Source organism: Bacillus carboniphilus (assembly GCF_039522365.1).
In the GTDB taxonomy this organism is placed as follows: Bacteria; Bacillota; Bacilli; order Bacillales; family JC228; genus Bacillus_BF; species Bacillus_BF carboniphilus.
Genome location: NZ_BAAADJ010000011.1, coordinates 25,956 through 38,684, shown reverse-complemented (window position 1 = coordinate 38,684; position 12,729 = coordinate 25,956). Strand labels below are relative to the sequence as shown.

11 protein-coding genes and 1 other annotated feature are annotated in these 12,729 nt (G+C 37.3%); of the genes, 6 read left to right on the top strand and 5 right to left on the bottom strand.

The features are described 5' to 3' along the window. Positions 1-45: 45 nt before the first annotated feature. The 5 genes from argS to ABDZ91_RS05545 form a co-directional block, all read right to left on the bottom strand. Positions 46-1,725, bottom strand: coding sequence for an arginine--tRNA ligase (argS, locus tag ABDZ91_RS05565; protein WP_343797056.1), 1,680 nt, complete (start codon positions 1,723-1,725; stop codon positions 46-48). A 44-nt stretch (positions 1,726-1,769) separates the two neighbouring features. Further along, positions 1,770-1,973, bottom strand: a binding site (T-box leader). A 43-nt stretch (positions 1,974-2,016) separates the two neighbouring features. Then, on the bottom strand, positions 2,017-3,189 hold the full coding sequence (locus ABDZ91_RS05560) for an FtsW/RodA/SpoVE family cell cycle protein (protein ID WP_343797054.1): 1,173 nt from the start codon (positions 3,187-3,189) through the stop codon (positions 2,017-2,019). A gap of 197 nt (positions 3,190-3,386) precedes the next feature. After that, a complete protein-coding gene (locus ABDZ91_RS05555; RefSeq protein WP_343797052.1) occupies positions 3,387-4,748 on the bottom strand; it encodes a hemolysin family protein in 1,362 nt (453 codons plus the stop codon). Between the two features lie 52 nt (positions 4,749-4,800). After that, the gene (locus ABDZ91_RS05550) at positions 4,801-5,202 is read right to left on the bottom strand and encodes a MerR family transcriptional regulator (RefSeq protein ID WP_343797193.1); all 402 of its coding nucleotides are present in this window, start codon (positions 5,200-5,202) and stop codon (positions 4,801-4,803) included. 191 nt (positions 5,203-5,393) lie between these two features. Continuing rightward, positions 5,394-6,716, bottom strand: coding sequence for a hemolysin family protein (locus ABDZ91_RS05545; RefSeq protein ID WP_343797050.1), 1,323 nt, complete (start codon positions 6,714-6,716; stop codon positions 5,394-5,396). Between the two features lie 167 nt (positions 6,717-6,883). Here ABDZ91_RS05545 and ABDZ91_RS05540 point away from each other — a divergent pair, with 167 nt between their 5' ends. The 6 genes from ABDZ91_RS05540 (at position 6,884) to ABDZ91_RS05515 (ending at position 12,626) form a co-directional block, all read left to right on the top strand. Next, a complete protein-coding gene (locus ABDZ91_RS05540; RefSeq protein WP_343797048.1) occupies positions 6,884-7,642 on the top strand; it encodes a hypothetical protein in 759 nt (252 codons plus the stop codon). Between the two features lie 30 nt (positions 7,643-7,672). Then, a complete protein-coding gene (locus tag ABDZ91_RS05535; protein WP_343797045.1) occupies positions 7,673-8,020 on the top strand; it encodes a DMT family transporter in 348 nt (115 codons plus the stop codon). A gap of 4 nt (positions 8,021-8,024) precedes the next feature. Beyond that, positions 8,025-8,339 (top strand): DMT family transporter, encoded by a 315-nt coding sequence (locus ABDZ91_RS05530; RefSeq protein WP_343797043.1) that lies wholly within the window; start codon positions 8,025-8,027, stop codon positions 8,337-8,339. 375 nt (positions 8,340-8,714) lie between these two features. Continuing rightward, on the top strand, positions 8,715-9,686 hold the full coding sequence (locus ABDZ91_RS05525) for an ABC transporter ATP-binding protein (protein ID WP_343797041.1): 972 nt from the start codon (positions 8,715-8,717) through the stop codon (positions 9,684-9,686). Between the two features lie 14 nt (positions 9,687-9,700). Beyond that, positions 9,701-10,711 carry an ABC transporter ATP-binding protein gene (locus ABDZ91_RS05520; RefSeq protein WP_343797040.1) on the top strand — a complete coding sequence of 337 codons (1,011 nt, stop codon included), beginning with the start codon at positions 9,701-9,703 and terminating at the stop codon, positions 10,709-10,711. 97 nt (positions 10,712-10,808) lie between these two features. Beyond that, positions 10,809-12,626: a peptide-binding protein gene (locus ABDZ91_RS05515; RefSeq protein WP_343797039.1), complete on the top strand. Its 1,818-nt coding sequence runs from the start codon at positions 10,809-10,811 to the stop codon at positions 12,624-12,626. Positions 12,627-12,729: the final 103 nt, after the last annotated feature.

The window sequence follows — 12,729 nt, the reverse complement described above, 5'->3', positions numbered from 1 at the left end:
ATTTTTTTTAAAATAACGGAACCACAGTCCGCTTAAATTGTAACCTTACATCTGATCGGGTGCCTTCATTCCTAGAAGTCTCAATCCCTCCGCCAGAACAATAGTAACGGCTTTTACTAAAGCTATTCTCGACTCTTTTTCACGAGTGTCCTCGAGAATTTTCACTTGGCTATAATACTGGTTAAATAACTTTGCCAGTTTTAATAGGTAATGAGCCACGATGGCTGGAGATCTCTTTGTAAAAGCCGTTTCAACGGACGATGGGAATTCATGAAGTTTTTTGATAAGTTCCCAGCTTTTTCTGTGTGAATCCCCAGTAAATATATTGTCCTCCACAGAGGCTTTTCTTAATATAGATTGTGCTCTCGCATGTGTATATTGAAGGTATGGTCCTGTTTCTCCTTCAAATTGAAGCATGTCGTCCATATTAAACTCAATGTTATTCATCCGATCTTGTTTTAAGTCATTGAAAAGGATAGCGCCGACACCGACTTGTTTAGCCACCTCTTCTAAACCTGGGAATGATGGGTTACGTTCTTCGATATTTTTCTTTGCTTTTTCAATGGATTCTAACAACACTTCCTCTAGAAGTATGACTCTTCCTTTTCTAGTAGACATTTTTTGTCCGTCTTTTAAATAAAGGCCAAATGGAATATGCTCCATATTTTCAGCAAAAGGTGCTCCTAGTTTCTTTAAAACCGCAAATACTTGCTTGAAATGTATGGATTGTTCATGTCCCACTACATAGAAAGCTTGGGTGAATTTAAATTCGGTATAACGGTCGTATGCTGCAGTTAAGTCCCTGGTAGCGTATAAAGTGGCTCCATCTCTCTTTCTTATGAGACAAGGAGGTAGATTGTCTTCTTCAAGCTGAACAATCGTTGCGCCATCAGATTCCACTAACAAGTCTTTTTCTTTCAATAGGTCAGTAGTATGGTCCATCTTATGGTTGTAAGCAGCTTCACCTTTCCATGATTCAAAGTCAATGCCTAGAAGTTGATAGACTTTCTGAAAAGCTTCTAAAGAAACCTCTCTAAAGTAAGTCCACAGTTTCAAATATTCTTCATTACCAGCTTCTAATTCTTGAAAGGCTTTTCTACCCTCTTCGTCCAGAGTGGGATTCTGCTCGGCTTCATGGTGGAACTTTACGTATAATTGGAATAGTTCAGGAATTGGATTCTGTTTAACCTTTTCAAGGTCACCCCATTTTAAAAAAGCTACGATTAACTTGCCGAACTGGGTACCCCAGTCCCCAACATAGTTTATTTTTACAACATCATATCCGTTTTTCTTACCAATCAGACTTAATGAATTCCCTATGACAGTAGATCGTAAATGTCCCATTGAGAATGGCTTTGCAATATTTGGAGAAGAAAGGTCGATAACGATTCTACAACCATGTCCAAGCTGGTTGCTACCAAATTCAGATCCAGCAGATAAAATTTTGTTTACTATTTTAGGAGCGACTTCTTCTGGATTAAAAAAGAAGTTAACATAGGCCCCAACAGCTTCGATTGAAGTAAAATATGGGCTCTGTAATTGTTCGCTGAGCTCCTTGGCAATGGCATGTGGAGAGGTTCTTCTTGTTTTAGCTAATGTAAAGCAAGGGAAGGAAACATCTCCATGATCCTTATGTTTTGGTTTCTCCAGTAAATGAACAATTTCTTCTTCACTCAATTCAGGTAGGTGCTGGGCTAATAGGGAGGAACATAATTCATGTAACAAGGTTAAACACTCCTTTAAAAAAAATAAAAAAAGCCCGTCTCTTTACAAGAGACGAGCTATTCCCGCGGTACCACTCTAATAGTCATATAGACCACTTTTATTAGATAACGGCTCACACCGTTGCTTGCTACTTAGTTTCACAAACACATCTCCAAAGTGCGGTTCACCAATGGTTGTTTATCAGGCTTCCACCATCTCCTGACTCGCTAAAAACGTCCAATGATTACTCTCTTCTTCAATGATTTTATGGATATTTTTAACTATTATAAGGCTTCGTTCAAAAAAGTCAACCTAATTTTTTTCAGAAGAGAACATGTACGTTTTATGATGGAATCGTATGCTAAATATAACCCCCATGGCTAACATAGAGCCCATTAGAGAACTCCCTCCAGAGCTAATAAAAGGTAGTGGGATACCTGTTATAGGGAGTAATTGAAGCTGCATGCCAATATTTTCAAACACATGGAAGGTAATCATGCATATGATTCCTGCACATACATAGGAACTAAAAGGGTCCTTTGTTTCCAATGCTACTTTGATCAAGTGATAAATTAATAGGAAGAATAAACTGATAACAAAACTCGCGCCGATAAAACCATATTCTTCTCCAATGACAGAAAAAATAAAGTCAGTATGTTGTTCGGGAACAAATACCTCTTTATCGTTAAATCCCTTCCCTGTTATTTCCCCAGAACCAATAGCGGTCATCGCTTGAATAAGGTTATATCCCTCGCCCTGTGGATTATTATATGGATCAAGCCATGTGTAAATCCGATCAAACTGGTATTTAACCAATCCAAATTTTTCTTCTAAAAAGCTAGGGTAGTAAATGACCATTAGTATTGCTGTTACTCCGACTGTGCTAATTGAGCCAAAAACAGGAACTATAATTTTCCAGTTAATACCTGATACAAGTACCATTCCTGAAAAAATGGCAATGAAAGTTAAAGAAGTCCCTAAGTCAGGTTGTAACATAACAAGGCCAAGCGGTATTCCAGTAAGGATTCCAATTTTCCCTAATAGCCAAAAATCTGTCTTAATCGTTTTAAATTGGTGCTTTTCATGATGCTCAACAATTATTCGACTGAGGAGAATAATTAAAAATGTCTTCATAAACTCAGATGGTTGTAATGAGCCTAAACCAGGTATGTAATACCAACTTTTAATCTTAGGGTCCGCCAATAATGAAGATGGAGCTACTAAAAGAAACGCTAGTAATAAAATACCCACAAGATATAAAAACCACGAAAGTTTTCGATATTGCTCAGGGTCAAAATACATCGCAACAGCTATAATAATAGCGCCGATAATATAAAATATACCCTGTTTTAAGGCATAGTTAACTCCTAATGGGTCTGTGGATTGTGCACTTGCAATTGTAACAATACTAACAAGGAAAAATAAGAAAAGAATTAAACATAAATTCCAGTCAAATCTTTCTCCAACTTTTTTTTGTGTTTTCATAATGTCACCTAGATATCTATTGTATTAGAATTTGGTATTAACCATTTGTATTCATGATCTTAATTGGTGATTACTTTTAAAATGGTATCAGAGAAGGGTCTACCTTACAACGTTTCAAGAATGATAAAATTTGACAATTTATAACCTAATAGCAAAAACAGAAGAGGAACCTAAGGTTAATTAGGTTCCTCTGATTATTAAATAACGGTTTGGTTTACGGCTTCCGTATTTTGAAAGGGAATAGGTGCTTTGGCATCGATGGACTCTTTTTTTCTAGAGACCTCTACATACTTAATATGGTGATCTTCCATGTCCTTTACCTTAAAGCAAAATCCTTCCTTTTCGATAACATCCCCTTGTTTTGCATCATAATTTTCAGTTAGAATCCAACCACCAATAGTATCAACATCTTCATCATCAATATTCGTACCTAATAAATCGTTAATTTCACTAACTAGTACTTTTCCATCGACGATATAGTGGCTGTCTTTTAACTTTCTAATTTCAGGGATTTCATCCATGTCAAACTCATCTCGGATATCGCCGACAATCTCTTCGATAATATCTTCAACGGTTACGAGGCCTGACGTTCCCCCGTATTCATCCATCAAAATGGCCATATGAATTCTTTCTTTTTGCATTTTGACAAGTAAGTCGTGTATAGGAATTGTATCAATAACTCGTATAATAGGTCTGATATAGCTTTCTATCGTAACAGTCTCAAAATTATCAATACTAATCATGTCTGTCATAATCTCTTTGACATTCACAAGACCGATAATATGGTCTTTATCTCCATCTATAATGGGATATCTTGTAAATCCTTCTTCCTTCACAAGGTTTAAGAAAATATCCACTGTATCTTCTTTTGAAAGACTTACAATCTCGGTACGAGGTACCATGATTTCTTTAGCAATCCGGTCATCAAAATCGAAAATCTTATTTACATATTTAAACTCAGATTGATTGATTTCGCCGCTCTTGTAGCTGTCCGATAGTATCATTCGAAGCTCTTCTTCAGAATGAGCAACTTCATGTTCTTTCGCCGGTTTTAATCCAAATGCTCTAGTTAAAACACGTGCAGATCCATTAAGAACCCAAATGAACGGGTACATAATACGGTAAAACAGTATGAGTGGACCTGAGAATGTTAAGGTAATAAACTCAGCTTTTTGGATTGCAACAGTTTTAGGCGCTAATTCTCCGACTACCACATGCAAGTAAGTTACAACAAGAAAGGCAATCCCGAATGAAAGAAAATGGGATGTAGAATCAGGAAGATTAAGATTTGTTAGTATAGGTCGTAACAATCTTTCAGCTGTAGGTTCACCTAACCAACCTAATCCTAATGCTGTAACCGTAATACCTAGCTGACAAGCAGACAAATACTCATCCAGGTTAGATATTACTTTTCTTGCCTTTAATGCTCGCTTACTGCCTTCTTCCACCAATTGGTCAATTCGAGAGCTTCGAACTTTTACAATCGCAAACTCCGTCGAGACGAAAAATGCTGTTAAAGCAATCAATATGGCAAAAAGCACCAAGTTAAATATGTCCAAATAATTTCCCTTATCACCCTTTGTGGGCGAATAAGGTGTCACCTCCATGTTTTTATCTTGTAATTAGTTGTAGTGATTGAATCAAGGAAACGCTTTCAGTTGAAAGCTTTTCTGAAATGGCTTCCTTTTGTTTCGAATCTAATTTTTGAAGCAAGGGTATTAAATGGTTAATCTCATTGTGCAAATGCTTTATATGTTCGGATACGGCTGAAATATGATTTTCAACGTCGCATTCTTTTAGTTCATTAGACTTTTTTAGCTCTAGTTTCTTCTTAATCTCATCTAATGGGATATGAAGCTTTTTGCAATGTTCAATAAATTTAAGATCCCTAACAGCTTCTTGGTTATATATTCTATAATTTGCGTCTGAACGCTCAGCAATAAGTAAGCCTAAGCTTGTATAGTAATCTATTGTTCTCTTAGAAACGTTGGCGATACTTGCTAGTTCACCGATACGATAAACTGCCCCATCATACCACCTCTTTAATTGTTTAATATTTTCATTATAGTTTACGCGAACTATACAGTCAAACGTGCTGGTTAAACCCTAAATTGGTTATTTCATTTTATGAATGATGAATATATCCCATTACAAAATTCTCTTGATAAAATGAAAAAACTGGCATTTTGCCAGTTCTAAAAAATTTACTCTTCAACTTCTGATTTCTCAAGTTGTTTAGGAATCTGAACATCAATATATTGGATATGGTGACCTTCAATTTCGCTCACAGTAAAGGCAACATTTTGTTCTATGAGTTGATCGCCTTTTTGAACATCCATCTTTTTAGAAAGGAACCAACCACCTAAAGTATCAATGTCTTCTTCTAAAATCTCAATGTTAAGGAGTTGGTTAACATCTTCCAGAAGAATTTTTGCATCTAATATATAATGGTGATCTGATAACTTTCTTACTTCAGGAATTTCATCTTTGTCAAACTCGTCTCGAATGTCTCCTACAATTTCTTCTAAGATATCCTCAACGGTTACAAGGCCAGCAGTCCCACCATATTCATCGAGGAGAATGGTCATGTGAGAGCGTTCCTTTTGCATAATAACTAAGAGGTCATGAATGGGAATTGTCTCAATCACACGTATAGTTGGCTTTAAGTATTGATAAACAGGAGCTTCTTCAGGGCAATCTTCGTAAACGCAATCGGTAAGTAATTGTTTAATGTTAATGAAGCCAATAATGTTGTCTTTGTCCTCTTCTATTACCGGATATCTTGTAAACCCTTCCTCTTTTACTGTCTCCAGGATTTCCTTTAAACTTGCGTTGATGTTAATAGCTACAATTTCTGTTCTTGGGACCATAATTTCTCTTGCGACTCGATCGTCAAACTCAAAGATTTTATTCATATATTTATATTCGGACTGGTTGATCTCGCCGCTTTGAAAGCTTTCAGATAATAGGATGCGCAGTTCTTCCTCGGAATGTGCTAATTCATTTTCTGAGACAGTCTCCATTCCAAACATTTTAACGATTAAACGTGCAGATCCATTCAGGGTCCAAATAAAGGGGTACATAAAACGATAAAACCAAATAAGGGGTGTCGCAAAAAGTAAGGTAACTTGAACGGCTTTTTGAATAGCCACCGTTTTAGGTGCCAGTTCTCCAATAACCACGTGTAAAAACGTAATAGTTGAAAAAGCTACGATAAAAGAAATAATATGAGAAAGTGATTCGGAAAACTCAAGGTCATGTAAAAGTGGACGTAAAAGCCTCTCTATCGTTGGTTCACCCAACCACCCTAGACCTAAGGCTGTAATAGTAATTCCCAGCTGGCAGGCGGAAAGGTACTCATCCAAGTGTGTAGTGACTCTTTTGGCTGCGAGTGCCTTTTTATTCCCTTCAGCAATAAGAGCATCTAATTGTGAACTTCTTACTTTAACTATGGCGAATTCAGAGGACACAAAGAATGCAGTAAGAGCGATTAGAAATATGACAAGAACTATATTAATAAGTACCAATTTTTACCCTTTAAAAAGGTATACACCTCCGTAATACAGCCTAGTTACAGTTTTCCCTGTTATGAACTAGACATGCACTATATATAAAAACAGCATGTGACGTAACTGGATATTCGAGTTTCTGTTAAAATGGAGGTACCTGAATTTTTAGATGGAGGCGTCCAGATTTGAAGCAAGTTGATTCAAATTTACTCTATATAAACATGAACAAAAGTGAACAATATGTTTTAACGCACGGAATCAAGTTCCATGACTTTGTTCATTCGCTCTCAATACCTATTGAGTCCGTCCTATTATTACAACATAAATTCGATGATGTACAACTTCATCTACATTCTATGTTTCATTATATTGAGAAGGAAAAAATACAAGACATGATGGACGAAGATGTCTCGCGGTACGGGGAATTTAGTTGGGTAGACTTTGAGGAAATAGAAGCATTAGATGAACTCGACAGCTTGGAAATTGCGGAGCTCCTGTATCTGAACCATATGAAGACTCCTTTAAAGTCAGCTTTTTTTCAAAAACTGAACAATCAATTTGTTTATTTAGCACAGGATGATGGATGGTTTAATAAAACATATTATCGAAATTTAGATCGTTTTTACACCGTTTTTAATTACATGATCATAAAGGTAATGGAGAAGGAAAAGAGACATAAAGGGTTTCTCTTTTTTAAAAAAGGTTTAGACTATAAACCACTTCAAATTGAAACATTAAGAAGACTAGAAAACTTATTGTGTGAGGGCTGTGTCATTGATACAGACAAAATAAAATCCACTAGGGGAAAAATTGAGATCCCTATTTATACATTAGGTAGCTTTTGGAATATGGACGAAATGCAAGATGTCTATGATAGCAATGCTATAGAACCACAAGCTACATTGACCTATCATAAGAAAGAAAAGGGATGGACTATACATTAGTCCATCCTTTCGTGAGAGAGGAGTGAGTAAATGGCTTGGGTTTGGTTATTTCTAGGTGGTGTTTCTGAAGTTGTCTGGGCTTATGGATTAAAGGCTTCTGAAGGATTTACGAAACCAGCTGTTTCAGTAATTACGATCATTTTTATGATCATTAGCTTTTATCTATTTGCCAAATCCATGCAAATCATTCCGATTGGAACAGGCTATGCTATCTTTACGGGGCTAGGTGCTGCGGGAACTGTAATTGCAGGGGTTTTTCTTTTTGAAGAAACGATGGGTCCAATGAAGGTTATTTTCTTACTGCTTTTATTTGTGGGAATTATAGGGCTAAAGGTTACGACAAAAGAAGGGCAAGAGGTTTCTGGAGAGGAGGAGTAAACCGTTGGCGTGGGTATGGTTGATTCTAGCTGGATTTGGAGAAGTAGCCTTTGTGATTTTTATGAAGTTATCCAACGGATTTAAGAAAATTTCTTATACGGTATTCACTGTATTAGCAGGAGCTTTTAGTTTTTATTTTCTTTCTAGAGCTTTAATAACGATACCACTCGGAACAGGTTATGCCATTTGGACAGGGATTGGTGCTGCAGGGAGTGTGGTATTAGGAATGTTGTTCTTTAATGAATCGAAGGATATAAAAAGAATCTTATTTCTAAGTCTCATTGTGATCAGTGTGGTTGGATTAAAAGTAGTAGGATAGTGATATTCATTAAATATATGTATCATTTGTTACTCTAGTTAAATAAAAGGAAAAAAGACCCTTTTTATAGGGGTTTTTTTTTATGAAATTTAATAGAAACTATTTCGAAATACTAATAGTCTGTATACGAGGCATCTAAAAATTTCGACAAATTTAAGCGTAATCTTAGAAGGGCGAATGAGCGGGAAACCCTATGGAAATAAAGGAGTTTTCATTAAAAATTTAATCCAAAATTAAAATTATTACAAAAAAACTTCATCTTTTTTATTTTCTGCATATTGAAAAAACTCTATCTTCTGTGTATACTTTCGTTTAAGTTGTACTTAGGAAAGATTAGAAAATTGAGCCAAAAGAACTAAAGCTGAGGTGACGAGAATGGCACAAGACACGTTATTAGAGGTAGAAGGGTTAAAAACGTACTTCTATTTAGATGATAAAAGAGTCGCAAAAGCTGTAGATGGCGTTAATTTTTCAATTCAACCAGGAGAAACCTTGGCGCTTGTTGGTGAATCTGGAAGTGGGAAAAGTATTACATCGCTTTCGATCATGCAGCTCATTGAAAAGCCCGGAAAGATTACAGAGGGTAACATTGTTTTCGGCGGAAAAGACCTAGTAGATTTAACTGATAAACAGATGTCTAAGGTGCGTGGAAAAGATATCGCCATGATATTCCAAGAACCCATGACGGCACTAAATCCTGTCTTTACAATCGGTAATCAAATTGTAGAAACGTTAAGACGTCATAAAAAGCTATCAAAAAAACAAGCAGAGTTAAAAGCTATTGAACTATTAAAGATAGTAGGATTCCCAAGAGCTGAGGAAACAATCAAGGAGTATCCTCATCAATTATCGGGAGGAATGAGGCAAAGGGCCATGATTGCTATGGCTATCTCTTGTGACCCTAAATTACTGATTGCAGATGAACCTACAACAGCTCTTGATGTAACGATTCAGGCTCAGATACTCGATTTAATGAATGACATGAAGGCAAAGTTTAATATGTCCGTGTTACTTATAACGCATGACCTTGGAGTCGTAGCGGAATATGCTGATCGAGTAATGGTTATGTATGGTGGTCAAATTGTTGAAGATACGACCGTTGAGAAGCTGTTTACAAAACCACAGCATCCATATACGCAAGGCTTACTTGAAAGTCTTCCAAGTCTTGAAAAAGAAGTGGATAGATTGGGAGCAATTAAGGGAATGGTTCCACCAGCTTATGCCTTTCCGGAAGGTTGCCGTTTCGCAGACCGTTGTCCAAGTGCAATGGACAAATGTAGGGTAGCTAATCCAAATCTATTAGAAACGGAACCTGGACATACTGTACGCTGCTATCTCTATGAATAAGGAGGCTCACTACCATGTCTTTACTAGAAAAGGACCTAACCCAACAGCAAAATGATCAAGATTATATTGTCCAGGCAAAAAATTTAAAAAAGTACTTCCCAATTAAGGGTGGAATATTAAAACGAACCGTTGGCCATGTTAAAGCCGTTGATGATGTATCACTTAATGTTATTCGAGGCGAAACATTAGGCGTTGTAGGAGAATCAGGTTCAGGGAAGTCAACTCTAGGCAGAGTTATTCTAAGATTACTAGATCCAACAGAGGGTCAGATATTTTTTGAAGACAATGACATATCTAATCTGGGGAATAGAAAGCTTCGTCCGATTCGTCGGGATATGCAAATTGTATTCCAAGATCCATTTGCTTCACTAAATTCCAAGATGAGTGTCTCACAACTAATTGAGGAGCCGTTGATCGTCCAGACCAATATGTCAAAGAAAGAACGATATGAAAAGACTATTAGTCTATTAGAAAAAGTAGGACTTAGACCAGAAGACCGACTTAAATATCCACATGAGTTTTCTGGGGGACAAAGACAAAGAATTAGTATTGCAAGGGCACTAGCCTTAAATCCTAAGTTTGTTATTTGTGATGAACCAGTGTCTGCACTAGACGTTTCCATTCAGGCTCAGGTTTTAAACTTAATGGCAGACCTTCAAGAAGAGTTTAACTTAACTTATTTATTTATTGCTCATGATTTGAGTGTTGTAAAACATATCAGTGACCGAGTGGCCGTCATGTACTTAGGCCGTATCGCTGAAATAGCTCCTAAGAATTCCATCTATGAAAATCCATTACATCCTTACACACAAGCATTACTTTCTTCCGTACCATCTACAGACATACATAATAAAAGGGAAAAGATTATCTTAAAGGGGGATTTACCGAGTCCTTCTAACCCGCCAAGTGGTTGTTCGTTTAGAACACGTTGTCCACTTGCACATGAGCGTTGTTCCATAGACCGTCCGGAACTAACAGATATGGGAAATGGCCACTTTGTGGCTTGTCATCTATATGATAAATAAATTTCCAAGGACCTATTATAAGGACCTCACGTTAAGGGGGTGGTTCATCTAGGTAGTATAGGTCTTTCCAATCAATTGATTTGAAAAATTACAAGGGGTGAATATTTTGAAAAAGAAACATTGGTTACTTATGCTAGTTTTCGTTCTTCTTCTAGGAGTACTTGCTGCATGTAACAAGGACTCTGCAGATGGGGATAAGAAACCAGATGACACAAATCAACAGGAAAATAATAATGATACCGATGGTGATACTGATGGTGATGCAACATCAGATGGCCCTCAAAAAGGTGGAACAATCGTAGGTGCGATGGATACGGCTCCTACAGGATTATTTAATCCAATCTTCTATCAAGAAGCGTATGAAGCAAATATCCTAGACTTTACTCACGAAGGATTACTATCACAAGATGAAAATCTTGGATTCATTCCAAACTTAGCAAAGTCATGGACATTTAATGATGACCAAACTGCTGTAACCCTTGAATTAGAAGAAGGTGTTAAGTGGCACGATGGTGAAGATTTCACGGCTGAAGACGTAGTGTTTACTTATAAGATGATTGCTAGCCCTGGATATACTGAGGCTGGTGGGGTTCGTCAAGACTATGTTGTAAGACTAAAAGGTTACGAGGCATTTAACAGTGGGGAAACAACTGAATTTGAAGGTGTTGTAGCTGATGGTGATTACAAGGTTACATTCTACTTCACTGAGCCTAACGTAACAGCATTAAAAGATGTTGCATTCCCAATTATTCCAGAACATGTTTTCAAAGATATTCCAATAGCAGAAATTCCAGAAGCTGGTCCATCTAGAAATCCAGGAGAAGTTGTTGGTACTGGTCCATTCAAATTCTCTGACATGATTGATGGAGAGCAGTATATTCTTGAAAGAAATGCAGATTACTGGCAAGGTGAGCCATACCTAGACAGCATTGTATGGCGTGTAGTTGACCAAGCGGTCATCTTGGGTCTACTTGAAAACGGAGAAATTGACTTCGTTGCAGATCCAAATGGATTCCAACCAGCTGACTATGAAACTGTAGCGGCTATGGATCATATTCAAATCATTGAACAACCAGACTTTGGTTATCAGTTAATGGGTCTAATCCATAATCACAGAACAGCTGAAGATAATCAATCAGGTGCTATTAACCCTGATAACTGGGTGCCAAATGAAGATTTAGCTGTTGCAGAAGTAAGACAGGCAATTGCATATGCAATTAACCGACAAGGTATCATCGACGGTTTATTATATGGTAAAGGATCTGTTATCAATGCCCCAATCGCTACACAATTCTGGGCATATGATGGCGAAAATCCAAACCAATACCCATATGATCCTGCAAAAGCTGCAGAATTGTTAGATGCTGCTGGATTTGTTGATACAGACGGTGATGGTTTCCGTGAAAATGCAGATGGAGAAGAGTGGGTATTAAACCTAAACTATCCAACTGGAAACCAATTACGTGAACGTTCTGCACCAATCATTGAGGAAATGTTAGAAGAAGTAGGAATTAACATCGAACTTAAACAACCAATGGAAATGGCTGCTTACGTTCCAGAACTTACAAACAATACGGATTGGGACCTTTACTTACTAGGATGGAGCTTAGGAACTGGAGATCCAGATCCGAGTGGGCTTTGGAAATCTACAGCAGGTTATAACTTCGGACGTTGGTATAACCCTGAAGCAGACCAGCTGTTAGAAGATGCATTAACACCACCAGATGCATTTGACCAAGACTACCGTACACAAGTATATAGCGACTGGCAAGTAATGTTCCAAGAAGACCTTCCAGCTGTTATCCTATATGCACAAAACAGCCTATGGGGCTATAACAAGCGTATTCAAGGTATGGAACCACTACCATACTCGCTACACAACGATCCACATCTATGGTGGGTTAATGACAACTAATATTTAATGTTACTGAATGGAGCGTGCGGATAAACGCCGCATGCTCTTTTTCTTTTAAACAAGCAATATATAAAGTTCTATAACCCAGAATGGAGGGGAAAGC

Coding starts and splice junctions, on each gene's coding strand:
- ABDZ91_RS05535 (WP_343797045.1), top strand. CDS start 7,673: ATGGCTTGGGTTTGGTTATTTCTAGGTGGTGTTTCTGAAGTTGTCTGG.
- ABDZ91_RS05520 (WP_343797040.1), top strand. CDS start 9,701: ATGTCTTTACTAGAAAAGGACCTAACCCAACAGCAAAATGATCAAGAT.
- ABDZ91_RS05525 (WP_343797041.1), top strand. CDS start 8,715: ATGGCACAAGACACGTTATTAGAGGTAGAAGGGTTAAAAACGTACTTC.
- ABDZ91_RS05560 (WP_343797054.1), bottom strand. CDS start 3,189: ATGAAAACACAAAAAAAAGTTGGAGAAAGATTTGACTGGAATTTATGT.